This window comes from Bradyrhizobium sp. URHA0013 (genome assembly GCF_000518345.1).
In the GTDB taxonomy this organism is placed as follows: Bacteria; Pseudomonadota; Alphaproteobacteria; order Rhizobiales; family Xanthobacteraceae; genus Bradyrhizobium.
In genome coordinates this window covers 1,170,113-1,194,797 of the sequence record NZ_KI912426.1, presented here as the reverse complement: position 1 = coordinate 1,194,797, position 24,685 = coordinate 1,170,113, and the positions used below count along the sequence as shown (strand labels likewise).

At 64.0% G+C, this 24,685-nt stretch carries 24 protein-coding genes and 1 pseudogene; 15 read left to right on the top strand and 10 right to left on the bottom strand.

Going from position 1 to position 24,685, the window contains the following annotated elements; genetic code table 11:
• Positions 1–32: 32 nt before the first annotated feature.
• Positions 33–608 carry a hypothetical protein gene (locus tag N551_RS0126120; RefSeq protein WP_027569427.1) on the bottom strand — a complete coding sequence of 192 codons (576 nt, stop codon included), beginning with the start codon at positions 606–608 and terminating at the stop codon, positions 33–35.
• 157 nt (positions 609–765) lie between these two features.
• Between N551_RS0126120 and N551_RS0126115 the strand changes: the two genes are divergently transcribed.
• Both N551_RS0126115 and N551_RS0126110 read left to right on the top strand, forming a co-directional pair.
• Positions 766–1,704, top strand: coding sequence for a LysR family transcriptional regulator (locus tag N551_RS0126115; RefSeq protein ID WP_027569426.1), 939 nt, complete (start codon positions 766–768; stop codon positions 1,702–1,704).
• A 95-nt stretch (positions 1,705–1,799) separates the two neighbouring features.
• Positions 1,800–2,747, top strand: a complete 948-nt coding sequence (locus tag N551_RS0126110) for a helix-turn-helix domain-containing protein (protein WP_027569425.1) — start codon at positions 1,800–1,802, stop codon at positions 2,745–2,747.
• A 37-nt stretch (positions 2,748–2,784) separates the two neighbouring features.
• Here the strand turns inward: N551_RS0126110 and N551_RS0126105 are convergent, their stop codons facing one another.
• From N551_RS0126105 to N551_RS0126085, 5 genes are all read right to left on the bottom strand, one after another.
• Positions 2,785–3,369: a TIGR00645 family protein gene (locus N551_RS0126105; protein ID WP_027517271.1), complete on the bottom strand. Its 585-nt coding sequence runs from the start codon at positions 3,367–3,369 to the stop codon at positions 2,785–2,787.
• A gap of 33 nt (positions 3,370–3,402) precedes the next feature.
• Entirely contained in the window at positions 3,403–4,038 is a 636-nt protein-coding gene (locus tag N551_RS0126100) for a TerC family protein (RefSeq protein WP_027569424.1), read from the bottom strand.
• Positions 4,035–4,397, bottom strand: coding sequence for a hypothetical protein (locus N551_RS0126095; protein WP_027569423.1), 363 nt, complete (start codon positions 4,395–4,397; stop codon positions 4,035–4,037). The genes N551_RS0126100 and N551_RS0126095 overlap by 4 nt, the downstream gene beginning before the upstream one ends.
• Positions 4,398–4,399: 2 nt before the next feature.
• Positions 4,400–4,873 (bottom strand): tellurite resistance TerB family protein, encoded by a 474-nt coding sequence (locus tag N551_RS0126090; protein ID WP_027569422.1) that lies wholly within the window; start codon positions 4,871–4,873, stop codon positions 4,400–4,402.
• Between the two features lie 260 nt (positions 4,874–5,133).
• Positions 5,134–5,514, bottom strand: a complete 381-nt coding sequence (locus N551_RS0126085; RefSeq protein ID WP_027569421.1) for a nuclear transport factor 2 family protein — start codon at positions 5,512–5,514, stop codon at positions 5,134–5,136.
• Positions 5,515–5,683: 169 nt separating this feature from the next.
• Between N551_RS0126085 and N551_RS0126080 the strand changes: the two genes are divergently transcribed.
• The 7 genes and pseudogenes from N551_RS0126080 (at position 5,684) to N551_RS0126045 (ending at position 14,162) form a co-directional block, all read left to right on the top strand.
• Positions 5,684–7,441, top strand: coding sequence for an MOSC and FAD-binding oxidoreductase domain-containing protein (locus N551_RS0126080; RefSeq protein ID WP_027569420.1), 1,758 nt, complete (start codon positions 5,684–5,686; stop codon positions 7,439–7,441).
• Between the two features lie 15 nt (positions 7,442–7,456).
• Entirely contained in the window at positions 7,457–8,053 is a 597-nt protein-coding gene (locus N551_RS0126075; RefSeq protein ID WP_027569419.1) for a redoxin domain-containing protein, read from the top strand.
• A gap of 50 nt (positions 8,054–8,103) precedes the next feature.
• Positions 8,104–9,569, top strand: a pseudogene (locus N551_RS36270) (PLP-dependent aminotransferase family protein).
• A 74-nt stretch (positions 9,570–9,643) separates the two neighbouring features.
• The gene (locus N551_RS0126065; RefSeq protein ID WP_027569418.1) at positions 9,644–10,270 is read left to right on the top strand and encodes an FMN-binding negative transcriptional regulator; all 627 of its coding nucleotides are present in this window, start codon (positions 9,644–9,646) and stop codon (positions 10,268–10,270) included.
• A gap of 92 nt (positions 10,271–10,362) precedes the next feature.
• Complete coding sequence (locus N551_RS0126060) at positions 10,363–11,190, top strand: class II glutamine amidotransferase (protein WP_027569417.1); 828 nt, start codon at positions 10,363–10,365, stop codon at positions 11,188–11,190.
• 21 nt (positions 11,191–11,211) lie between these two features.
• A complete protein-coding gene (locus N551_RS0126055) occupies positions 11,212–12,438 on the top strand; it encodes a carboxylate-amine ligase (RefSeq protein ID WP_027569416.1) in 1,227 nt (408 codons plus the stop codon).
• A gap of 584 nt (positions 12,439–13,022) precedes the next feature.
• On the top strand, positions 13,023–14,162 hold the full coding sequence (locus tag N551_RS0126045) for a hypothetical protein (RefSeq protein ID WP_027569414.1): 1,140 nt from the start codon (positions 13,023–13,025) through the stop codon (positions 14,160–14,162).
• Positions 14,163–14,168: 6 nt separating this feature from the next.
• Here N551_RS0126045 and gor read toward each other — a convergent pair whose 3' ends face one another.
• Genes gor through rpiA form a run of 3 tightly spaced genes read right to left on the bottom strand, consistent with a single transcriptional unit; the run spans position 14,169 to position 16,846 of the window.
• Entirely contained in the window at positions 14,169–15,557 is a 1,389-nt protein-coding gene (gene gor / locus N551_RS0126040) for a glutathione-disulfide reductase (protein WP_027569413.1), read from the bottom strand.
• A gap of 54 nt (positions 15,558–15,611) precedes the next feature.
• Positions 15,612–16,130: a DUF2059 domain-containing protein gene (locus tag N551_RS0126035; protein WP_027569412.1), complete on the bottom strand. Its 519-nt coding sequence runs from the start codon at positions 16,128–16,130 to the stop codon at positions 15,612–15,614.
• A 2-nt stretch (positions 16,131–16,132) separates the two neighbouring features.
• Positions 16,133–16,846: a ribose-5-phosphate isomerase RpiA gene (gene rpiA / locus N551_RS0126030; RefSeq protein ID WP_027569411.1), complete on the bottom strand. Its 714-nt coding sequence runs from the start codon at positions 16,844–16,846 to the stop codon at positions 16,133–16,135.
• A gap of 176 nt (positions 16,847–17,022) precedes the next feature.
• Between rpiA and N551_RS0126025 the strand changes: the two genes are divergently transcribed.
• The 5 genes from N551_RS0126025 (at position 17,023) to N551_RS0126005 (ending at position 21,923) form a co-directional block, all read left to right on the top strand.
• Positions 17,023–17,712: an HAD-IA family hydrolase gene (locus tag N551_RS0126025; protein ID WP_027517257.1), complete on the top strand. Its 690-nt coding sequence runs from the start codon at positions 17,023–17,025 to the stop codon at positions 17,710–17,712.
• Between the two features lie 136 nt (positions 17,713–17,848).
• On the top strand, positions 17,849–18,346 hold the full coding sequence (locus N551_RS0126020; RefSeq protein ID WP_027569410.1) for a hypothetical protein: 498 nt from the start codon (positions 17,849–17,851) through the stop codon (positions 18,344–18,346).
• 108 nt (positions 18,347–18,454) lie between these two features.
• On the top strand, positions 18,455–19,489 hold the full coding sequence (gene moaA / locus N551_RS0126015) for a GTP 3',8-cyclase MoaA (RefSeq protein WP_027569409.1): 1,035 nt from the start codon (positions 18,455–18,457) through the stop codon (positions 19,487–19,489).
• A 169-nt stretch (positions 19,490–19,658) separates the two neighbouring features.
• Entirely contained in the window at positions 19,659–20,240 is a 582-nt protein-coding gene (locus N551_RS0126010) for a TRAP transporter small permease subunit (RefSeq protein WP_027569408.1), read from the top strand.
• Between the two features lie 27 nt (positions 20,241–20,267).
• Positions 20,268–21,923 carry a TRAP transporter large permease subunit gene (locus N551_RS0126005; RefSeq protein WP_027569407.1) on the top strand — a complete coding sequence of 552 codons (1,656 nt, stop codon included), beginning with the start codon at positions 20,268–20,270 and terminating at the stop codon, positions 21,921–21,923.
• 72 nt (positions 21,924–21,995) lie between these two features.
• On the opposite strand, the gene N551_RS0126000 is transcribed toward N551_RS0126005, so the two are convergent.
• A complete protein-coding gene (locus N551_RS0126000) occupies positions 21,996–23,084 on the bottom strand; it encodes a TRAP transporter substrate-binding protein (protein ID WP_027569406.1) in 1,089 nt (362 codons plus the stop codon).
• Between the two features lie 277 nt (positions 23,085–23,361).
• Between N551_RS0126000 and N551_RS0125995 the strand changes: the two genes are divergently transcribed.
• Positions 23,362–24,663 (top strand): M20/M25/M40 family metallo-hydrolase, encoded by a 1,302-nt coding sequence (locus N551_RS0125995; protein ID WP_035962409.1) that lies wholly within the window; start codon positions 23,362–23,364, stop codon positions 24,661–24,663.
• The last annotated feature ends 22 nt before the right edge of the window (positions 24,664–24,685 follow it).

The following is a 24,685-nucleotide window of genomic DNA, read 5'->3' as shown; positions in this document are numbered from 1 at the left end:
GCCGAAGGATGCCGTCACCTTGTCCGCGCCGGTCAGATCGCCGGCTCGTCCTTCAGCGCCGACAGGACCCGCTCGCCCTGCGCGGTCAGCCGGTACGTCACCAGCGGACGGCTCGACGGCGGCTTTCGCGCGAGCTCGACGATGTAGCCGCGCACCATCAGGGCTTCGAAGCTGCCGTAATAGCCGAACATGCTGATCTGGTTCTGCCTGAGCAGCTTGAACTCGCGCAAGAGACGGACCTCGTTACCCGACAGCAGTGAGCGGCGCACGCGTTGAACGAACCGCGCGCGCTGCTCGAACCAGGCCTGGTCCGGCAGTTCGTGCGAGGCCGGTGCCGGGGCCCGTTCGCAGAGACGCGCGTCCTGCGCAATCTCAACCATCACCTGCGGCAGGCTCGGCATACTGCTGGTGACAACCGCGTCCTTCGCAACGTCGAGCAACGCGAGCGGCCAGCGCCGCTTGTTGTCCACCATAACAGGCGGTGGCACGACGCTGTCGCGCACCAGTTGCTCGAAGCGTCCGGCGGTCACGCCGACATAGGCGGCCGCGCGACGGCGATCGACCAGGCGCGTGTCCGGCGCGACCTCGCAAACAATGTTCTCGTCCACCCCGAATCCCCTGGCGCCTCGTTGCGCATGGCATGACGGTCTGGCGGGACCGGCAATCCGGCGGCGAACCTAGGTGGGAGGAGCGCGCTCGAAAAGCACAGAATTTCGCACATGTTGATGCCGTTTCAGCAACAGCTATAGTCCAGCCGGGGGTCCCATGCGCTTTCACTCACCGGCCATCCAGTACTTCCACGCCGTTCGCCGCACCGGTTCGATCCGGGCCGCAGCGCGCCTGCTGAACGTTGCCTCGTCGGCCGTAAGCCGCCAGATTCTCAAGCTTGAACAAGAGGTTGGGTCACCGTTGTTCGAGCGCAATGCGCGCGGCCTGACGCTGACGACGGTCGGCGAGATGTTGGCCCGGCACGTCATGAACGTGCTCCAGGACCTCGACCGCTTCCGCTCCGACGTCGCGTCCCTGTCCGGGACGTGGCACGGCACTGTCAGCATTGCCTGCATCGAGTCGCTCACGGAGTCGGTGCTGCCGGACCTGATAGCCGCCCATCGCGGCCGCGCCCGGCGCGTCAGCTTCACCACCGAGGTGAAGGGATCGTCGGATGTGCTGGAGGCCCTGAGCCGCGGCGAGGCCGACATCGGTATCGCCATGGCGCTTCGCCATCCGCCGGATCTGCGCCAGGTCGCCTTGAAGCGGTTTCGCCTCGGCGCGGTCGTGGCGTGCGATCATCCCCTGGCGCGCGGCAAGACGGTCACGCTGACCCAATGTCTCGCCTTTCCAGTCATCCACGCGCTGCCGGAGCTATCGATCTACCATCTGCTCCAGCCGCTGATCGCGCAGCTGTCCGAGACGCCGGAGCCTGCCATCCAGGCCAATTCGATCGACCTGATGCGCGAGCTCGCCGCGCGCGGCGTCGGCGTCGCCTTCCAGACCCAGCTCGGCATCGACCGACTGTCGCGCGACAGCCGGCTCGTCTTCCTGCCGCTCGACAACGCCGGCAGTCCGGTGTGGTCAGATCTCGGCATCTACGTTCGCGCCGAGCGCACCCTGCCCGCCCACACGGAATCCTTCCTCCAGGAGCTGGTGCGCGAATTGGGCGAGCGCGAGCGGCGGGAAAACGCGGCCTATCCGCAGGTTGCGTGATGAAGCGTCGCAGTAGTCTTCCGGGATAGGGCCGATGGTCGACCATCTGATACCGTTTGTATTTTGCGGCTCATCCCTCATGCCAGGATTCCGAGATGCCGCTATGTCGGCTGAAGCCTTCGCGAATCCTCGGCATCGAGCGCTTCTCGGATTTCGCCGAGTTTCGCGCCAACGAGGTGCTCGGCCTCGGCATCAGCACGCCGCTCCGCCCGCGCGAATTCTCGCTGTCTCGCGCCATCCTGCCGCTCCAGGATGGGCTGTTCGTGCTCCAGCGCTCCTTTGCACGGCGGTTTGAGGCCGAGATCGGCACGGACAATGGTGTCGGCCTCGTTGTCCCCCTCGCGTTTCACTCCACCTCCAACGGCCGCGAGGTCGACAATTCCACGATTGCCATGATGCGCGGCAAAGCGCCCGTAGATGCGATCGAGCATCATCCCAACACTTACCTGATGCTGCGCTTCAACTCGGACATGCGTCATCGCGGCTGGACGGATTTCGACACGGGCCTCGCATATGTTCGCGCGCAGGACCATCCGATGGCGCGCCTGCGTACCGCTATCCTGGAGATGTTCTCGCTCGCCTCGGCGTGCAACGATCCCCGGCAATTCGAGGCGCTCAACCGACCCATCCAGGAGACGCTGCTCGCCTGCCTCGACGATGCGCTCGCGCCGGCAGGCGCGCTAACCGCGCGACGCGGATCGTTCGCCAAGCACCGCAAGCTGATCGCGCGCCTCGACGAAATGGTCATGTGGTCCGGCAGCAGGGCACTCTACAGTGACGACCTCGCCTCTGCGCTCGGCGTATCGGTGCGTACGCTCCAGACGGCCGCGCACGCAGTGCACGGCGTGAGCCTGCACCATTATCTGCGCCTCAAGCGGCTGTGGTCCGCCCGCATCCAGCTCATGGTCGGAGGCGGCGGCATGAGCGTCAAGGCCGCAGCGCTCGGCAACGGCTTCTGGCATCTTGGTGAGTTCTCGCGCGGCTACAGATTGGCGTTCGGCGAGACGCCCTCCGAGACGCTGGCGCGGAGCCGACGTCCCTGAGCGCAGCCTTCGGTCTTTGAGCGGCCGTGTGTCACGCTCAGCCGTGACCGGCTCCCTTGCGCTGGCCGCTATCGCCGAGGCGGTCGACCCAGGCGATGCCGATCGCGGAGATGATGAAGGTCAAGTGGATCAGCACCTGCCACATCACGCCGCTCTCGGTGAAATTACTCCGCGTCGTGCCGAGATTACCTGCCTCGATGAAGGTCCTGAGCAGAGAGATCGAGGAGATGCCGATGATCGCCATCGCAAGCTTGATCTTGAGCACGCTGGCGTTGACGTGGCTGAGCCATTCGGGCTCGTCCGGATGACCGCTGAGGTTCAGGCGCGAGACGAAGGTCTCGTAACCGCCGACGATCACCATCACCAGCAGGTTCGAGATCATCACGACGTCGATCAGCCCGAGCACGACCAGCATGATCTGCTGCTCGCTGGCGTCGAACGAGTGGACGACCAGATGCCAGAGCTCCTTCAGAAACAGCAGCACATAGACGGCCTGCGCGACGATCAGGCCGACATAAAGCGGGACCTGCAGCCAGCGCGAGCCAAAGATGAGTTGGGCAAACGCGCCGATTTGCGGCGCCGGCACGGAAACCGCCGAAGGTGCTTTGGGTTCGGACGTCATTGATCACTCCGGATGATGGACAGGCACGTTGCCTCAGAGACTCGCGATCACAGGCGCGAGCTCGAGCGACCCGCGATAGATCATCTCGAAGGCGACGTAAACGATGATGGCGAGGCCGACATAGCCGATCCAGCGCTGCTTCTGGAGCACGCGGCCGAGCAAATCGGCGGCGACGCCCATCAGCGCGACCGACAACAACAGTCCGAAGGCGAGGATGTAGGGATGCTCGCGCGCAGCGCCCGCGACCGCGAGCACGTTGTCGAGCGACATCGAGACGTCGGCGGCGACGATCTGCACGGCCGCCTGTCTGAAGGTCTTTCGGGAGGCAGGAGCAGCGCTGCTGCCGCCATGGCTGAAAGCGAGCTCGTTCGCATGCGCGGACTGCTCGCGCAGCTCCCGCCACATCTTCCAGCAGACCCAGAGCAGCAGCACGCCGCCGGCGAGCAACAGCCCGATCACTTGCAGAAGCTGGGTCGCGACGCCGGCAAAGACGATGCGCAAGACGGTGGCGGCGATGATGCCGACGACGATGGCGCGCCGGCGCTGCTCGGCCGGCAGGCCGGCTGCGGCAAGGCCGATGACGACGGCATTGTCGCCGGCGAGCACGAGGTCGATCAGGACGACCTGAAGCAGCGCGGTCAGCGCTTCGGTGGTGATGAATTCAGTCATGATTGGTCATTTTTCGGTGCGGCAGGATCGAGCCATTGCGGCTTCTTCCGCTCGACCCAATCCAAAACTTTGCCGCGCGAGGATCGCAGTGCGGGAACGTCTTCTGCGAGCAAAGCGAGGCCGAGCGGGAGCATCCAGATTCCGAGCACCGGCAGGAACGAGAGCACGCCGCCGACAATAAGCAGCGCGCCCGAGGGGATTCTCACCCAGCGGCTGGACGGCTTGAGCAGATAGGTGACGGTGTCACCCATGCGTGGCGGGAGGCGACGGACGAGCTTGTCGAGGCGCGGGTCGCCGCCTGCCATCTGGCCGGTAGCACCCGCAGTCCCTGTCTTATCTTCGTCCGAAACTACGCTCATGCTTACTCCTCGGCGGCGATGCGCTGTTCGGCCCGCACTGCACCCGGCGCCACCTGCTTTGCGCGCGGCAGCACCAGCGTCAGCAGGCGCAACAGCTTGATCGCCTGCACTTCGTGGGGATGCACGTCCTCGTCGGCGGCCGCGACGCGCTCCGACAGTTCCATCAAATGAGCCGACAGCGGCAGGTCCGAAACCGGACGCAAATTCTCGATCACCACATTGGCGAAATCCGGCTCCTCGAGTCGTTCGGCAAGCTCGTCGAACATGGCGTAGAGCCGGTCCTCCGATATGTGCGGTGCGAGCTTGCGATCCCGGATGAAACGGACGACCTCGTCGCGTTCGACCGGCGAAACTTGGCGGTCGGCAACCGCAACCAGCGCGCCGACGATCACCAGCGCCACCGCAGCCTGCTCGTTCAGGCTGGACGGCTCGGTGATCTCGATTTCGATCGGATTGGAATGCTTGGCGTCGGACATCGTTGCTCCCTTATCTTGCGAAATGACCGCACGGAGCTGCGATGGGGACGATTGGGTCGGAGAGACTCTCAAGAAGGCCCGACGATCGGCCGATCCATCGCATTGGCGCGGGACAGGTCATCCGACATCACGAGGTTTGCCGACAGCGTCGGCGTCCTCGCCAGAGGGGCCCGGATTCTTGTTCCTTCCACACATAAAGATGGGACTGTCGGAATCAAGGCGACGCGACTGCGACCAGCCGCCGCATCGGGTTCCGTGTGTTACTCCACCCGCTCGACAAGATGCGCCCGCGAGGGCGAGGGCTCGAACCTGTCGCCGAAATACTGCGTCTCGTGCGCCACCAGGCCGTCGCGGAATTCCATGATGCTCACCACGTAAGACGGCACCCCGTCATAGGTCAGCACGAATTCGCTCACCCAGAGATCGTTACCGCCGACGATTCGCCGAACCGTGAAGCGCTTCTTGTTCGGTTGCACGAACCGGCTCTGCTGGATGTTGCTGCGACCGCGGATGCGCTCGCCGGATTGCGGATAGTCGAGCACCGCGTCCCCGCGATAGATGTCGTGCTCGGCCTCGAAATCGTTCGCATCCGAAGCGTCCCAATGCCGCTGGAGCGCGGCCAGCTTGCCCTGATCATCCATCGTGGCCTCCCGTTGTCCCGATTGCGTTGGCGTTACGCCATCTCAGATTGGCCTCAGGGCCGCCGGTGGCAAGGCTTGCTCGCAACCTCTAACAACGACTAACGAGCCAAAAACGCCCTCTTGCTGCAAGGATGACGGCAGAACCGCGCAGCCAGATCGGGAACACGCAATGGCACGTCTGCTTTCAATCAATGTCGGCCTGCCGCGCGACGTCGCCTGGCAGGGTCGGACCGTTCACACCGGCATCTGGAAGGCGCAGGTCACAGGCCCGCGCAGGGTGCGCCGGCTCAACATCGATGGCGACGGCCAGGGCGATACGGCCGGTCATGGCGGCGAACATCGTGCCGTATTCGTCTATCAGGACGAATCCTATCGGTACTGGCAGGAGCATCTCGGTCGATCGAACCTCGTTCATGGCCAGTTCGGCGAGAACTTTACGGTCGAGGGCCTAGCCGACACCAACGTGTGCATCGGAGACCGCTACAGGATCGGCTCTGCCCTGTTCGAAGTGACGCAGCCGCGCGTCACCTGCTACCGGCTCGGCATTCGCATGGACGAGCCGGACATGGCCGCGCTGCTGGTCAGGCACGGGCGGCCCGGATTCTATTTCCGTGTGCTCGAGGAAGGCGACGTCGAAGCCGGTGACGAGATCAAGCAGATCGCTGTGGGACCCGAGCGCATGAGCGTGTTTGAGGTCAATGCGCTGCTTTACCTGCCGCCGCATCCGCGCGAACGCCTGGAGCGCGCGCTGCGGATTCCCGCGCTGAGCCGCGGGTGGCAGCGTTCATTCGCGGCGCTGCTCGAGCAGCAGAAGGACAACAAGATCGCGGGAAACGCCGGACTTGGGCCGGCGGCGAGCCCTCCTCCGGCCTGGCGCGGATTCCGCTCATTTCGCGTGGCGCGCAAGATCGCCGAAAGCGGCAACGTGACGTCGCTGATCCTCGAACCCGCCGACGGACATCCCGTGGCGGCCGCCCTGCCCGGTCAATTCGTCGTCATCAGGCTCGAACCTTCCGCTGCGCAGGCGATGACGCGCAGCTATTCGCTCTCGAGCGGCGCCGATGCCGCGTCCTATCGCATCAGCGTCAAGCGCGAAGCGCACGGCGCCGCCAGCCGCTACATCGCCGACGAGCTGGTGGACGGCGCTGCCGTGCAGCTCGGTGCGCCACGCGGCAGTTTCACGCTCCGGCAAGATGCGCGCCCCGTCGTCCTGCTGAGCGCCGGCATCGGCGTCACCCCGGTACTCGCAATGCTCCACGCCCTCGCCGCCGAAGGGACGACGCGGGACGTGTGGTGGCTGCACGGCACCCGCAACGGCCGCGAACATGCATTCGCCGCCGAGGCGCGCGAGTTGCTAGGTGGGCTCTCTCGTCACCATAGCCACGTCTGCTACAGCGCGCCTGACCCGGACGATCGTCTCAATGTGGCGTTCGATACAGCCGGACATCTCGACGGACGCCTGCTCCAGACGCTGAGCGTGCCCCGCGACGGCGATTTCTATGTGTGTGGACCGGCAGCTTTCATGAGCGATCTGAAAGCTGGCCTCGCCACGCTGGGCATTGCACCGGATCGCATCCACACCGAATTGTTCGGCGCCGGACCATCCTTGACGCCCGGCATAGCGTCCTCCCCGCAGAAGCGAGCGCACTCGCCGGTTGGCGCTCCTGGCCCCGGCCCGATGGTTTCGTTCGCCCGCAGCGGCCTCAACGTGTGCTGGGGACCGGCCTACGCCAGCCTGCTGGAATTGGCCGAAGCTTGCGACGTCCCCGTGCGCTGGTCGTGCCGGACCGGCGTCTGCCATAATTGCGAGAGCGGATTGATCGCGGGGACGGTCGACTATGCGCCGGATCCGCTCGATCCGCCTGCGGACGGCAATGTCCTGATCTGCTGCTCACGGCCCCGAAACGACGTCGTGATTGATCTGTAAAACTGGGAGAGCGTGATGCGACCTGACATGATACCGGGAGTAACTTTCCCTGATTACGAGCTCAGCGACCACACCGGCAAACATCGAAAGCTCTCCGAGCTGCAGGCGGGCGATCCGATGGTGCTCGTGCTCGGCCGCGGTGGATTTTGTCCCAAGGATCGCCGCCAGGCCGAAGGCTTGCTGCAACTCCATCGCGAAATGGAGGTGGGCTATTGCCGGATGGTCACGATCACGACCGACAATATCATCCAGACCAGTGAATATCGCAGCGGCGTCGGAGCGCACTGGCCCTTCCTCTCGGATTCGCGGCGCCTCGTTCAGAAAGATCTCGACATCGCCGAATACACCGACCCCGTCCATAATCCGATGATTCCGCACGTGGTCGTGCTCGAGCCCGGCCTTGTCATTCACAAGATCTATAACGGCTACTGGTTCTTCGGCCGTCCAACCGTCGAAGAACTCCGCCAGGACCTCAGGGCAGTCGGCATGAAGTGCCGGCCGGATTGGGACATCGCGGCGCCCGGCCTCAGGGCACTGTGGGACCAGGGCCGCAAGGAGCATTTTCATCCCTACGGCAAGGCTTACGTCGAAACTCTCGGCGAACGGGACTAGAACCACATTCCGACATCGTCCGCTCGGGCGAATGCCGGCTTGGAATGTGGATGATCCAGATGAAGACCAATCCTGCTCTCCGTGCCGACCGCATGGGCGCGCGCCAGATCTACGAGGCCTTGAGAGATCAGATCCTGGCGCGGGTGTACGGGATCGACGGGTTGCTGCCGTCCTCGCGCGCGCTGGCCGGCGAAATGGGCGTGGCACGCTCGACCGTCACGATCGCCTACGAACAGCTCGCCGCCGAGGGCTTCATCGAGACACGCCATGGCGCGCGGCCGCGGGTGGCCCGCGCCGTCGTCGAGCGGGGACACGCGCGCATAGTGTCGCGAGCGTCGGCGCGGAAGGTGCGGCTGTCGGCCTTCGGGGACCGGTTGCTTCAAGACCCGCCGCGCTGGACCGAGCCGCCGCGCGGGCTCGTCGCCAACTTCCGCTATGGCGAGCTCGCGCCGTCGGATTTCCCGGTAGTGGCCTGGAAGAAGGCCGTGACTGCCGCGATGGCGCGCAAGCCCGAGCGGCTGGCCTATGACGATCCCTGCGGCGCGCTGCGGCTGCGGACCGCACTCCAAGGCTATCTCTGGCGGTCGCGCAGCGTCCGCTGCGAGGTCGATCAGATCGTCGTCGTCAATGGCTCGCAGCAGGGCCTCGACATCTGCGCGCGCCTGCTGCTCGATGCCGGCGACCGCTTCGTGATGGAGGATCCCGGCTACCAAATGGCGCGGCACACCTTTGCGGCGACGGGTGCCGAGACGATCCCGATCCCGGTCGACGCGGATGGACTGGAGACCACGCGGCTCGACGGCGTCGAAGCCCGCCTCGCCTATGTCACGCCGTCGCACCAATATCCGCTCGGCGGCGTCATGCCGATCGGACGCCGGACCAATTGCTCGCCTGGGCCAGGGCAAACGACGCCTACGTGATGGAGGACGATTACGACAGCGAGTATCGCTACGACACGAAGCCGATCCCGCCCCTGCACGCGCTGGCAGGCGGCGGCAATGTGATCTATCTCGGCACCGTCTCCAAGACGCTCTCGCCGACCTTGCGGATCGGCTATCTTGTTGTGCCCGCCGCCCTGCGATCCCTGTTCGCCGCGGCCAAGCAGATCATGGACCGGCACACGCCGCTGATCGAACAGGATGCCCTCGCGTCGATGCTTGAAAGCGGCGCCTATGACGGCCACATCAGGCGCGTGCGCCGGCGCAACGCCGAACGCCAGCGCACGCTGCTCGACGCGCTTCGCCGCCGGTTCGGGGATCGCGTCCGGATCGAGGGCACTGCCGCCGGCCTGCACATCGTGGCGTGGTTCGATAATCTGCCGCAGAAGCGAGAGGACGCGTTGATCAAGGCGGCCCATGCCAAGGGCGTCGGCATCTATCCCGTCTCGGCACTGTTCGTCGGACCTCGCCGACCGCGGAAGACAATCGGCCTCGTCATGGGCTATTCGGCACTGGAGGTGTCACAGATCGAGCGCGGCTGCAGGCTTCTTGCACAGGCCGTCGCCGAACTGGACTGATCAAATAGACGATAACTGGCCGTTTCTTACAGGCCAGATTCCGGCTATCTCCAGACCAACATCGGAGATAGACCATGTACATCCCTCCCGCCTTCAAGGACGACATCGAGAGCATCCGGGCGACCATTCACGGCGCGCGCCTCGCCAGTCTGGTCACGGCCACCAGCGAAGGCCCGGTCGCCACGCCGCTGCCGCTCTTTCTCGACGAGGGCGAAGGCGAGCATGGCGTGCTGTACGGACATGTGGCGAAAGCCAATCCGCAATGGAAACTGCCGCCGATCGGAGATGCGCTGGCGATCTTTGGCGGTCCCGACGCCTATGTGACGCCGTCCTGGTACGCGACCAAGCAGGAAACCGAAAAGGTCGTGCCGACCTGGAACTACGTCGCCGTGCATGCCTACGGCCCAGTCGAATTCTTCCAGGAGCCCGAGCGCCTGCTCGAGGCCGTGACGCGGCTCACGAACAGGCACGAAGGATCGCGCGCCAGGCCTTGGGCCGTTACGGATGCCCCTGCGGATTTCATCGCTGCGCAGTTGCGCGGAATCGTCGGCGTGCGCATTCCCGTCGTGCGGTTCGAAGGCAAGCGCAAGATGAGCCAGAACCGTCCCGAGGCCGACCGCGTCGGCGTCGCACAAGGTCTCGCAGCTAGCGAGAATGCAGATGATCGCGAAGTTGCGCCATTGATTCCGGTTCCGGTGTAGTGGCCACCTGGTTCCCGACACTCGCTGTCGGGAACCATCGTCCTGTCAGGTTCGTTGATACATTTCAGCAAGCATCTCCTGACAGGATTCCCATGTGTCGCTGGATCGCATACCGGGGCGAGACCACGTCTTTCGAACCCTACGTCACCGAGCCCGAGCATTCGCTGATCGCGCAAAGCATCCGCTCGCTCCAGTCGACCGCCGGCTCGAATGGCGACGGCTTTGGTCTCGGCTGGTACGGCGAGCATCCGGAGCCTGGTCTTTATCGTGAAACACGCCCGGCCTGGTCGGACGAGAATCTCCGCTACCTCTGCCGCCATTTGCGCTCGCATCTGTTCTTCGCTCATGTGCGCGCCGCCACCGGCACGGCAGTGACGCGGCAGAACTGCCATCCCTTTGCCTGCGGCCAGTGGATGTTCATGCACAACGGCTTCGTCGGCAGCTGGAATCGCCTGCGGCGCAAGGTCGAGGCGCTGATCCCCGATGCCTACTATCCCTCGCGGACAGGCACGACCGATTCGGAAGCCGTGTTTCTCGCCATGATGGGCGCGGGACTCGATGCCGATCCGCTCGGCGCAACGCATCGCGTGCTGCGAGCCCTCGTCGGCCTCGTCAACGAAGGCGAGCTTCGTGAGCGGCTGCGCTTCACCAGCGCCATCGCCAACGGCCGGGATCTCTATGCCTTCCGGGTCGCCGTCAACGATGCCGCCAACACGCTGTATTTCCGCGAGGCCGGCGGCCAGGTCATCGTGGTGTCCGAGCCGTTCGACAAGGAAACGGACTGGACAGAAGTGCCCCCGAATCACGCGCTGGTCGCACGTGCGTCCGAAAGCGCGAAAATTGTTCCGTTCGACCTTGCAATTTCCGGTGGGGCCGACGCGGAACCCGCCCCTGTCAGAAGGATTATCGCCCGCAGGTAAATACCTTGGCCGGGTGGCACAATGACATTCGCATCAGACGTTTTGAAACTTCTGCGGCTCGATTCCTCGGAAGACAAGCAGCACCTCGTCATTCGCTCCGCCGGCGGACGCGGCAAAGCCGCGGAATATTCGTTCGGCATCGAGGAGGAATACTTCCTCGCCGATCGGCGCAGCCTTGAGGTCGCGATCCAGACCCCGAATGAGCTTTTCGAATCTGCGAACTGGTCCACCGGCGGCCAGGCGATGCGGGAGATGTTGCAGTCGCAGCTCGAGGTCGCCACCAACGTTCATGTCGACGTCGCCGACGCGCGCGAAGAGCTTCGCTTCCTGCGTCGCGAAGTCGCAAACGTCGCGGCACAATACGGCTTCGTGATCATGGCCTGCGGCACACATCCGACCGCGGTCTGGCGCATGTCGCAGCCGAGCCCGAAGCCGCGCTACGAGGAGATGATTGAGGATCTGCGCAGCATCGGCCACCGCAACCTGATGTGCGGCATGCATGTCCACGTCCAGCTGCCCGATCCGGAGAAGCGTATGGCGGTGATGCGAGCGATGCTGCCGCATCTGCCGTTGTTTATCGCCCTGTCGGCCTCCTCCCCGTTCTGGAATTCACACAAGACCGGGCTGAAGGGCTATCGGCTCGCCGCCTATTCCGAGCTGCCGCGCACCGGCCTGCCAGAATTGTTCGAGAGCAGGCAGGATTACGACGAATATGTCGGCGCGTTGCAGCGCTCCGGCGTGATCCCCGATGAAAGCCACATCTGGTGGGCCATGCGCCCCTCCATGAAGCACCCGACGCTCGAGCTGCGTGCGCCCGATACCTGCACCTTCGTCGATGACGCCGTTGCCATTGCCTCGCTCTATCGTTGCCTGACCCGCTATCTCTACCTGCGGCCTCATCTGTCGAAAGAGGTCACCGCGGTGGAACGCGCGATCGCGGTGGAGAACAAATGGCGCGCCCAGCGCTACGGCACCGATTGCATCTTTGCCTCCAAGGACGGGCCGGTCGAGATCTCCGAGCTGCTCTCCCGCGTGATCGAGGACATCGCCGAAGACGCCGCCGCGCTGAACTGCGCCGCCGAGGTCGAACACTGTCGTACCATCGTCGAACGTGGCAGCTCGGCTGAATTCCAGCTTCGTGCCTTCCGCGACAATGCGGAGGACATCGCCGCGGTGTCGCGCTGGATCGCAGACGCGACGATCTCGGGGACGAGCACCCCGGCCGCAGGCGTCGCTGCGCCCTCATAGCGCCCGCGCAAGCTTCGGGAGCAACGATGTCGCTCCTGAATCCGGAAAGTCGCGGAGAGAACCATGAATCGCGTCAAATGTTGCGCCGGCTGTGGCCATGGCCTCATTCCGATGCTCTCGGCCAAAGGTCGCGCGGAGCTCAGCTGCCTGTGGTGCGAGCTCATCGAGGCGCGTGCAGTGGACATGGCGAAATGGGCTGACAGCCCGTACGGCAAGCCCGAGCGGACCCTCCGTCGATCTTTCGAATGAACGGCTTCAGAAATCCGGCCGCCGACTTCCTCTGATCGGCGCGGCTGCACGTCCGCGCCAGGATGCCGACAAATTAGACAAGACACGTTTCGTCGTCAGGTTTGCAGACCGGGCGAACATGGCCATGCAGGCTGGCGAAGCGTGTCAGCTAACCTCAGGTGCAACCTCGATTTTTCCTCGCGTGGCGGCTCGTCGCGAAGCCTCCGTGCCGCGCGGCTCCTCGACTGGCCCAGAATTCGCAAGGCAGCATCAGGCCTGATCCCTGCTCTCCCGATTGCAGCAGCAAGATGCGTGCGCCGAGAGACCGGGTGAGCGGTCTAGAATCGGAGAATGCCATGAACGTGCATGCCGCCGGCGATCTCAAAATCACCGGCCTCACCCGTCCGAACGGCGCCCCCCTTCGCCTCAACGCTCAGGAGTTTGTGGCGATCGACCGCGACCGGAATGCGACGTTCGAGGCAACGTACCGGCCGCAAGCCCTCTACAATCGCGCCAACGAGGGCTTTCACGCCAACAACGAAACCTTCCTGCTGCACGAAGTCGCGACCAATCTGCCGATCTATCTGCCCGACACCGGTCCCACAGATTTCCACCTTCATCTGCCACCGGGCGGCTTTCAGCTCGTGCTGGTCACCTCGGGCGCGTTCACCTTCGATTATGACGGGCGCTTCTACAATGTCGGCCCCGGCGCGGTGATGCTGCAAAGCGCGATCGTGCACCGCCAGCTGTTCTACACCTGGTCGGGACTGTCGACCGAAGAGAATTTGAAGACACCACAAACGGTGGCGCCGGATCCGATCTCCATGGGCTATTCCGGCAAATTCCTCGAAGCCTTCATCACCGATCCGACGACCTTTCCAAACCCGACCATTGTCGGCCCGGATCAGATCAACGAAGACGAGACGCCGCGTGTGGCATGGAGCCACTCTCTCCATGATCGCCCTGCGGTCGCAGGTTTTTGGCTCCAGGACCCGCTGGCGCTGGATGCCCTGTTCAAGCCGCTCACCGACAGCCCGGTCAAATCGGCCATGCCGGTTTACGTGCGCGATATCGGGATCGAAGTCCCGAGCGGCCATCTCGTCACCGGCAACATCATCGCAACCGACCCGCGCGGCCAATCGCTGCTGCCCAAGAGCACGTCGGCAGCAGCGGACACCACATGTTTCGCCAGGGGCGAGGTCGTGATCTACCGCGTCATCCGCGGCACGGCCGAATTCAAGAACAAGACTGGTGAGACCTTTGAGCTCACGGCCGGCGATGTGGTGACAGCGGGCAAGAACGCCACAAGTCTCGTCGGCGTGGGTGAGAACACGCAGGTCCTTCGGCTCGGCCTCCTCAAAGGCATGAACGACCTCCGCAGCTGGACGCCGACGCAACGCGACGAGATCGACGGCCTCGCCGGTCAGATCATCACACAGAAGGACATCCGTCCCCTGCGCACCGAGGGCAAGCCAGTCGGTTACCTCTACGGCTGAGCGGAGTTACTCCGCCGCCTGGCGGACGTGGCGTGCGGTCGGTGTGCGCATGGTGACGAGCTCTTCGGCCGCGCTCGGATGCAGCGCGATCGTCGCATCGAAATCGGCCTTGGTCGCCTTCATCTTCACCGCAATCGCGACCGCCTGCGTGATTTCGGCCGCGGCATCGCCGACGATGTGACAGCCGAGCACGCGATCGGAGGCGCCGTCGACGACGAGCTTCATCAGCACGCGGGTATCGCGGCCTGACATCGTCGCCTTGATGGGGCGGAACGTGGTCTTGTAAATGTCGACATGGCTGAATTGCGCGCGCGCCTCGGTCTCGGTGAGGCCGACGGTGCCGACCTCCGGCTGCGAGAACACGGCGGTCGGGATGTTGGCGTGATCCACCTGCACCTCGCGCTTGCCGAACACGGTGTCGGCGAACGCGTGGCCCTCGCGGATCGCGACCGGCGTCAGGTTGAAGCGATGGGTGACGTCGCCGATCGCATAGATGCTGTCGACCGAGCTCTTCGAGAAATGGTCGACCGCGATGCCGCCGTTCCGCGGGTTGATGGCGACGCCGGCCTTCTCCAGGCCGAGATTGGCGACGGCGGGATGGCGGCCGATCGCGAACATCACCTGGTCGGAGGCGAGGCTCGATCCGTTAGACAGATGGGTGGTGAATTCCTCGCCATGGCGATCGACCTTCGCCACCGTGCAGCCGGTGAGGATGGTGATGCCCTGCTTCTCCATCTCGGCGCGGACGTGGGCGCGAACGTCCTCATCGAAGCCGCGCAAAATGTTGTCGCCGCGATAGATGACTGTGACGTCGGAGCCGAAGCCGGCGAAGATGCCGGCGAATTCCAGCGCAATGTAGCCGCCGCCCTGGATCACGATCCGCTTCGGCAGCCTGGTCAGGTGAAACGCCTCGTTGGAGGAGATCACGTGCTCGATGCCGGGAATCGGAGCGCCATGATTGGGCGCGCCGCCGGTAGCGATCAAAATGTATTTTGCGGTGATCTTCTTGTCGTTCTCGAGCAGGCGGACGGTGTGCTTGTCCTCGATCACCGCGCGGCTCTTGACGATTTGCGCGCCTGACTTCTCGACATTGGCGGTATAAGCCGCCTCCAGACGCGCGATCTCCTTGTCCTTGTTGGCGATCAGCGTCGGCCAGTCGAAGGTCGCAGGCGGAACGGTCCAGCCAAAACCGGCGGCGTCCTCGATCTCATGGCGGAAATGCGAGCCGATGACGAACAGCTTCTTCGGCACGCAGCCGCGGATCACGCAGGTCCCGCCCATGCGGTACTCTTCCGCGATCATCACGCGGGCGCCGTAACCGGCCGCGATGCGGGCGGCACGCACGCCGCCCGAACCGCCACCGATGACAAAGAGGTCGACGTCGAATTCAGCCATTGTCCACTCCGACCTCTTCAGAACATGATCCGGATTCTGATCAGATAGGGACTGTCAGATTTCCTTGCCACGCTTGCGCATCTCGGCGCGGAAGTTGCCCATCACGGTCTCGGAGAAGTTCTGGGCCCAGGAGTTCATGAAGGCCATGCTCAGCCCGATGGCGCGCGGCTCGGCCTCGATCAGCTTCTTGCCCAGCGGCGACTTGTAGAAAGTGACGAGATCCTTCAGCTCCTGCTCGGTGAACTCGCTGGCATAGACCTGCGCCATGCCATCGCCGATTTCGCTTTCGCGGCCCTTGAGCTGCTGGGCTACGATCTGGGCGACCTCGGTGAGGTCCTTCTGGTAGTTGAGGTTCTGCTGGATCAGCGCGATCTTGGTCTTATCGACCAGGCCAGGCACGGCGTTGGCGTACATCGCACTGGCGTTCTTGATCGTCAGGATCTCCTTGGCCGCCGCCACGGCGGCCGGCGACGATTTCGGCGCCGCTGCCTGCTGGGCCCCGGCCGGGGCGACCGAGAGGGCCAGTCCCACAGCGAGGGTCACGACCGGCAACAATTTCAAAACGCTCTTCATTCCTAGTCTCCTTTCGGCTTTCGCCGTTCAATCACGCGAATTCCCTCGCCACCGGCCAAAACAGCCGAGCTGGCCAAGCCAATGAACAAACCATGCTCGACGACGCCGGGGATCGCGCTCAACGCCGTGGCGAGGCGGGCGGGATCCTCAATCTTTTCGAGCTGGGCATCGACGATCCAGTGGCCGCCATCGGTGACGAAAACGTGGCCGTCCTTGCCGTTGCGGACCGCCATCTGCCCGGAAACGCCGCATTCCGCAAACGCCTTCTCGATCGCGCGTCGCGTTGCGCCGAGCCCGAACGGGATGACTTCGACCGGCAGCGGAAAGCGGCCGAGTGTCGGCACCCATTTGGTGTCGTCGGCAATCACGATCATGCGATCCGAGGCGGCCGCCACGATCTTCTCGCGCAACAGCGCGCCGCCGCCGCCCTTGATCAGATTGAGTTCTGTGTCGATCTCGTCGGCGCCGTCGACGGTGATGTCGAGATGGTCGATCTCGTCCAGCGTGGTCAGCGGCACGCCGCAGCGAATTGCATCGAGGCGCGTCGCCTCGGAGGTCGGCACGCCGATCACTTTCAGTCCGGCGCGGACCCGCTCGCCGAGCAGCTCGACGAAATGTTTGGCGGTCGAGCCGGTGCCGAGCCCGAGCTGCATGCCGTCACGGACGTCCTCGAGGGCGCGCGCCGCAGCCTGCCGCTTCAACTGGTCCATGTTCACGTTTGCGCCGTCCCTGAATTACGAGTGTGCTGCCTCATAGGCTCGCGGCGGCCTGTGTAGCCTCGTTTTCCCTCGGAGAACAGGGTCTGGGGGAACAGGCCTCCGGGCCCACCTTATAAGGTGATCTTATGGCGTCGGCCCTTGCGCGGGCGGGGCCGGGCCGGTAGCGCTGGGCCATGATCCCCTCCCACACCATCGTCTTCGATCTCGACGGCACGCTTGTGGATACGGCGCCCGACCTGATCACCGCGCTCAATTACGTGCTCGACCGCGAAGGGCTGCCGCCCGTGCCGATGGCCTCGGCCCGCAACATGATCGGCGCCGGCGCCCGCAAGCTGATCGAGCGGGGGCTGGAAGCCGAGGGCCGCAGCGTCACGGTTGCCGACATGGACCGGATGACGGCCGATTTCATCGCCTATTACGCCGACAATATCGCCGTCGAATCCCGGCCCTTCGAGGGGCTGGAGGCCGCGCTCGACCATTTTGCGGCCCAGGGCCATCGCCTCGCCGTCTGCACCAACAAGCTGGAATGGTTGTCGAAGCGCCTGCTGGACCAGCTCGACCTGAGCCGGCGCTTCGCGGCGATCTGCGGCGCTGACACTTTTGGCGTCCAGAAGCCCGATCCGACCATTTTCCGGGAAACGGTGGCGCGGGCCGGCGGCGAGGTCAAAGCCAGCATCATGGTCGGCGATGCCGGACCCGATGTCGGCGTGGCCCGGCGCGCCGGAGTTCCCGTGATCGGGGTCAGCTTCGGCTATACGGACGTGCCGATCGCCGAGCTGAAGCCGGACCGGCTGATCCACCACATGCGCGACCTTCCGGCCGCCGCCAGCAGCCTGATGACTGCGCAGGAAGCTCTCAAGTAGCTGAAATATCTTGATTATTCCGCAGAATCCCGCGTTAACCATCTACTAACTATGCGCGGCCGGCCGGTTGCTTGCTTAGAACGACGCTCCTAACTTCGCCCGGGGATGTGGCGGTTCGTCGCACTAGGTGGATGTCATGCGTCGTGTCATCTCGTTTGCGTTAGCTGGAGTAAGCGTCATCGGGGCAACAAGTCTTGCCGGCTGCTCCTCAATGTCTTCGACTTCCTGGGACATGTTCAAATCGGCCCCGCCGACCGTTCAGGTCCGGCTCGAATCCAATCCCCCGGGCGCTGACGCCACGACCTCACTGGGTGCAGGCTGCAAGACCCCCTGCTCCGTCTCGGTTCCCGCCCCCGAGGTCCCCTTCACGGTCGCTTTCGCGCTGCCGAAATACCAGCCGGTGAGCGTGCCGGTGAATGTCATCAGGAATCCCGGCGACTTCACCACCCCCGCCTCGGTCACCACCGACCCCAACCCGATTTTCGCGGAGCTCCAGCCGGCCGTTCCGCCGAAACCGGTCCGCAAGCCGCACCGGCCGAAGAGGCCGAAACCGGTGGCGCCCGCCGCTGCCCCGGCTGCTGCCGCACCGGCCGCGGGCTCGCCGTTCCCCGATCCGAACACCGGCAAGCGCTGACCTCCGTCATCCCCCCAATTGTCTCTGACGCGTTCGATGCTTAGATTGCTTCCAGGACGCCGCCGAAGCAAAACTGCTCGCGTTGCCGCAAGTGACAAGGCATTTGGTATGAACGGACTTTACCCGAGCCCCCGCGCCGCGCTGTCGAGCGCGATGACCGATCCGTTCGGACGGACCATCTCGTATTTGCGCGTCTCCGTCACCGACCGCTGCGACCTGCGCTGCTTCTACTGCATGTCGGAAGACATGACGTTCCTGCCCAAGGCGGACCTGCTGACGCTGGAGGAACTCGACCGGCTCTGCTCGGCCTTCATCGCCAAGGGCGTGAAGAAGCTGCGGCTCACCGGCGGCGAACCGCTGGTCCGCCGCAACGTGATGACGCTGGTGCGCTCGCTGTCGCGGCATCTCAAGAGCGGCGCGCTGAGCGAGCTGACGCTGACCACCAACGGCACCCAGCTTGCGAAATACGCCAGCGAGCTCGCCGATTGCGGCGTCCGCCGCATCAACGTCTCGCTCGACACGCTCGACCCGCAGAAGTTTCGCGAGATCACCCGGTGGGGCGAGATCGACAAGGTGCTGGAGGGCATCGAGGCGGCGCGCGCTGCGGGCCTCGCGGTCAAGATCAACGCCGTTGCGCTGAAGAACCTCAACGAGGACGAACTTCCCGACCTGATGCGCTGGGCCCACGGCAAGAGCATGGGGCTGACGCTGATCGAGGTCATGCCGATGGGCGAGATCGGATCGGGACGGATCGATCAGTATCTGCCGCTGTCGCTGGTGCGCGCGCGCCTCGCCCAGCAGTTCACGCTGACGGATCTGGCCGAGAGCACCGGCGGGCCGGCGCGCTATGTCAGCATCGCCGAGACCGGCGGCAAGCTCGGCTTCATCACCCCGATGACTCATAATTTCTGCGAATCCTGCAATCGCGTGCGCGTCACCTGCACGGGAACGTTGCACACCTGCCTCGGCCACGAGGATGCCTCCGATTTGCGCAAACCTCTGCGTGCATCGGACGACGATTCGCTGCTTGCGGATGCGATCGACCGCGCCATTGGGCTCAAGCCCAAGGGCCACGACTTCATCATCGACCGCCGCCACGACCGCCCCAGCGTCAGCAGGCACATGAGCGTCACCGGCGGCTAGCATCGGTCTGCCGGCCGCGGCTTATTCCCCTTAACTATCAACAAACTTCCGATTGACTGGCGGCAAACTCGCTGGTTTGGTGCGGCTGCCTCATGCCTGCGCGGCGAGACAAGCCAACGCGCCACTCGGCGCAGTCAAGACGGCCGGGGCAAATCGGGGAGGACCAATCTTGCAAGCGCTCCTGAAGCTGAGCAATGGAATTGACGCGTTCACACGTTGGACCGGCAAGCGTCTGGCTTGGCTGATCCTGCTCGCCGTGATCATCTCGGCGCTGAATGCGATCATTCGAAAGACGTTGGACACGTCCTCCAACTCGTGGCTCGAGCTGCAATGGGTGCTTTTCAGCATCGTGTTCCTGCTGTGCGCGTCCTGGACGCTGCTCGACAACGAGCACATCCGGATCGACATCTTCAACAGCATGATGCCGAAGCGGGCTCGCAACATCATCGACATCATCGGGCACATCTTCTTCCTGATCCCGCTGACCGTTGTCATGATCGTCACCGGGGTACCGTTCTTCCTGCGCTCGCTCCAGATCAACGAGCAATCCGGCAACGCCGGCGGCCTGCCGCAATGGCCGGCCAAGTCGCTGATCATGGTCGGCTTCGCCCTCCTGCTCGTTCAAGGCATCTCCGAGCTGATCAAGCGGATCGCCATCATGCGCGGCATGATCCCGGACCCACACGAGTCGCAGGTGTCCGCACTGGAGGCCGAGGTCGAGCACCTCGTCGAAGCGATCGAAAAGAAGTAGCCGTTGGCGACGGTTTAGGGGGAAGTCATGACCGCGTTTATTATCGCCAATCTGGCGCCCATCATGTTCGCGACGCTCGTCGTCGTGCTGCTGCTCGGCTATCCGGCGGCATTTTCGCTCGGCGCCGTCGGCTTGTTCTTCGCCATCATCGGCGTTGAGCTCGGACAATTCCACCCGGACTTTCTCCAGGCCCTGCCGGAGCGCGTCTACGGCGTGATGAACAACGACACGCTGCTCGCCATTCCCTTCTTCACCTTCATGGGACTGGTGCTCGAGCGCTCCGGCATGGCGGAGGATCTGCTCGACACCATCGGTCAGTTGTTCGGCACCATCCGCGGCGGCCTCGCCTACGCGGTGGTGTTCGTCGGTGCCCTGCTCGCGGCGACGACCGGCGTCGTGGCGGCTTCGGTGATCTCGATGGGCCTGATCTCACTGCCGATCATGCTGCGGTACGGCTATGACCGCCGCGTGGCGACCGGCATCATCGCGGCCTCCGGCACGCTGGCGCAGATCATTCCACCCTCGCTCGTTCTGATCGTGATGGCCGACCAGCTCGGCAAGTCGGTCGGCGACATGTACGAGGGCGCGTTCATTCCGGGCCTGGTGCTCGCGGCCCTCTACGCGGGGTACGCGTTCCTCGTGACCTTGATTTTCCCGAACGCCGCTCCGGGCCTGCCGAAGGAAGCCATCGGCTTCCGCGAGGAAAGCGGTGACCGCGGCCTGAGGTCGCTGGGCGTGCTGTTCCTGGCGAGCTGCGTGTTTGGCTGGTTCATGATGCGGAATTCGGAGACCCACGGCGCCGACTTCGTCGTGCTCAGCATGTTCTTCGGCATCCTCTTCGCCTTCTTCGTCGCGATCGCGAACTGGGCCATCGACAAGCTCACGGGCTTCCGTTTCCTCTCGAAGATGGCGCAACAGACCACCTTCGTGATGGTGCCGCCGCTGTTCCTGATCTTCCTGGTGCTGGGCACGATCTTCATCGGTGTCGCGACGCCCACCGAAGGCGGTGCGATGGGCGCAGCCGGCGCCCTCATTCTCGGTGCCATGAAACGTCGGCTGACCTGGGACCTCGTTCGTCAGGCCGTCGAATCGACGGCAAAGCTCTCCGCCTTCGTCGTCTTCATCCTGGTCGGGGCACGCGTATTCTCGCTCACCTTCTACGGCGTCAGTGGCCACGTCTGGGTCGAGCACCTGCTGACCTCCCTACCCGGCGGCCAGGTTGGCTTCCTGATCTTCGTCAACGCGTTCGTGTTCGTGCTGGCGTTCTTCCTCGACTTCTTCGAGCTCGCCTTCATCGTGATCCCGCTGCTCGGGCCCGCGGCGGAGCATCTCGGTATCGACCTGATCTGGTTCGGCGTCATTCTCGGCGTCAACATGCAGACGTCGTTCATGCACCCGCCGTTCGGATTTGCGCTGTTCTATTTGCGCTCGGTCGCGCCAAAGGAACGTTATACCGATCGCGTCACCGGCAAACGCATGGAGCCGGTCACGACAGGACAGATCTATTGGGGCGCGGTTCCGTTCGTCGTCATCCAGCTCATCATGGTGCTGCTGGTGATCACGTTCCCGTCGATGGTGATGCACTACAAGGGCGTGCAGTCCACAGTCGATCCCAACAGCATCAAGATCGACATTCCCCAGATCGATCTGCCGCCGCTCGACTTCGGCCAGCCGAAGCAATAGCGCCCGGCCCGCCGCAAAAACCCGGAGCTTTCGCTCCGGGTTTTTTTCGTTTAGGCGGATCGCTCCCGGCGATCAGCTCTGCGAATTGCGCGCCATGAAGTTGTCATAGCCGACTTCGGCGACCTGGAACCACTGATATCCGTTGTTCGAGAACGCGGTCAGCGATTCATAGACCTTCTTGAAGTCCGGATTGGTGGCCGAGACTTCGGTGTGCAGCTCCTTTGACGCCTTGAAGCAGGCCTGCATGACCTCGGGCGAGAACGGATGCAGCTTGGCGCCGGCCGCGAGCAGGCGCCGCAGCGCCGGCGGATTGGCCTGGTCATACTTCGCCATCATCCAGTTGTTGGCGTAGTGCCCTGCCTGCTCGAGGATGCTCTGATAGTGCTTCGGCAGCGCATTCCACTTGTCCTGGTTGACGAAGGCGAGAAGCATGGGCCCGCCTTCCCACCAGCCCGGGAAGTAATAATGCGGCGCGACTTTCACGAAGCCGAGCTTCTCGTCGTCATACGGTCCGACCCATTCCGCGGCGTCGATGGTGCCCTTCTCCAGCGCCGGATAAATGTCGCCTCCGGCGATCTGCTGCGGCACCGCGCCGAGTTTGGCCATCACCTTTCCGGCGAAGCCGCCGATGCGGAATTTCAACCCGCTGAAGTCCTGGGGCGTCTTGACCTCCTTGCGGAACCAACCACCCATCTGACAGCCGGTGTTGCCGGCAAGCAGCGAGACGACGTTGTACTTCTTGTAGAACTCGTTGAGGATCTCCCTGCCGCCGCCCAGTGTGTACCAGGCCTGGTTGATGCGCATGTTCGGTCCGAACGGCACCGACGATCCGAAGGTGAAGGTCGGGTCCTTGCCAAAATAATAGTAGGACGCGGTGTGGCCGATTTCGCAGGTGCCGTTCTGCACGGCATCGAGCACCTGGAGGCCCGGCACGATCTCGCCGCCGGCAAATGTCTGAATCTGGAATTTGTTGTCGGTCGCTTCCGCGACCATCTTGGCCATCATCTCGGCACCGCCATAGAGCGTATCGAGTGATTTCGGCCAGCTCGTCGGCATGCGCCATTTGATCTCGGGCGTTGTCTGCGCGATCGCTGGAGCGGCGAGCGTCGCGACACCCGCCGCACCAAGCCCGGTGACCTTGATGAAATCTCGTCTTTTCATGATTTCCTACCCTGATGGATTGTGACGGTGGGCCTTCTTGCCGAGGCTTGGAGGCCAGCATGGAACATGTGTCGTCCGATTTCCATCCCTCACGATGTGAGGGACGAAAATGCCCAGCTCCGCGCCCTCCGGTCCTACGACTTTAGGCTTAGACGGCCAGCGGCCCTACCCCCACATGATGTCCGCCTGGGCGGTGCCTGACGGGTGCGCCGGGCGCGTGACAAGCGTCGGAAACACGGGCATACCGCGTCATCCCCCCAACCTAAGGCCGTCGCGCATGTCTCGATCGCACCCTGCTCCATCGCTCGTTGGTCCGTTGATCGCGTCGCTCTGGCTGGCCTGTGCTGCAATGCCGGCCCATGCCGAGCCCAGCGCGAATGTCATGGCCGACGTCCATGCGCTGGCGCAAAAGGAGCAGCAGCCGCTGCTCGACACGCTGCGCGATCTCGTCAGCATCGAATCCGGCAGCAAGGATGTCGAAGGCCTGAACCAGATCGCCGAGCGCGTTGCCGGCCAGCTCAAGCAGCTCGGCGGCACGGTGCAAATCCTGCAACCCACAGACGTCTATCGCCTCGACGACACACCCGAGAAGATCGGCCCGGCCGTACACGCCGTATTCAAGGGCACAGGCAGCAAGAAGATCATGCTGATCGCCCACATGGACACCGTGTACCTGAAAGGCATGCTGAAGGATCAACCGTTCCGCATCGACGGCGACAAGGCCTACGGCCTCGGCATTGCCGACGACAAGCAGGGCGTCGCGCTCATTCTCCACACCGTTGCGTTGCTGCAGAAGCTGAGCTTCCGGGATTACGGCACGCTCACGGTGCTCACCAACGGCGACGAGGAGATCTCCTCACCGGGCTGGCGCAGCACCATCACCAGGTTCGCCGCGGATCAGGACGTGGTGTTCTCGTTTGAAGGCGGCGGCACCGACGGCACGCTGCGCCTCGCTACAAGCGGCATCGGCTCGGCCTATCTCACGGTGCAGGGCAAGTCCTCGCATGCGGGCTCACGGCCCGAGGGCGGCGTCAACGCGCTGTACGAACTCTCGCACCAGCTGCTGCAGATGAAGGACCTGTCCAAACCAGAGCAGGGCCTGAAACTGAACTGGACGGTCTCCAAGGCCGGCACCAACCGCAACGTCATCCCGGCGGAGGCCACGGCCCAGGCCGACGCACGTGCACTCAAGGTCGCCGATTTCGACGACCTCGAGAAGACACTTCAGCAGAAGATCAAAAATCACCTGCTGCCCGATTCCAAGGTCGCGCTGAAATTCGAGGTGCGCCGTCCGCCGCTTGAGGCCAACGACGCCTCACGTCGCGTCGCGGCCCACGGCAAGACGATCTATGGGGAGCTCGGACTGCCCCTCAAGGTCGACGAGAAAGCGACCGGCGGCGGCACCGACGCGGCGTTTGCCGCACTCAAGACCAGCGGAGCCGTGGTGGAGGGCATGGGTCTGTCGGGCTTCGGCGCGCATTCCAACGATGCCGAATATGTGCAGCTCAACAGCATCGTGCCGCGTCTTTATCTGACCACGCGCATGATCATGGATTTGTCCACCGGCAAGCTGAAATAGCCGTCGCTTTCGCCTTCTCCCC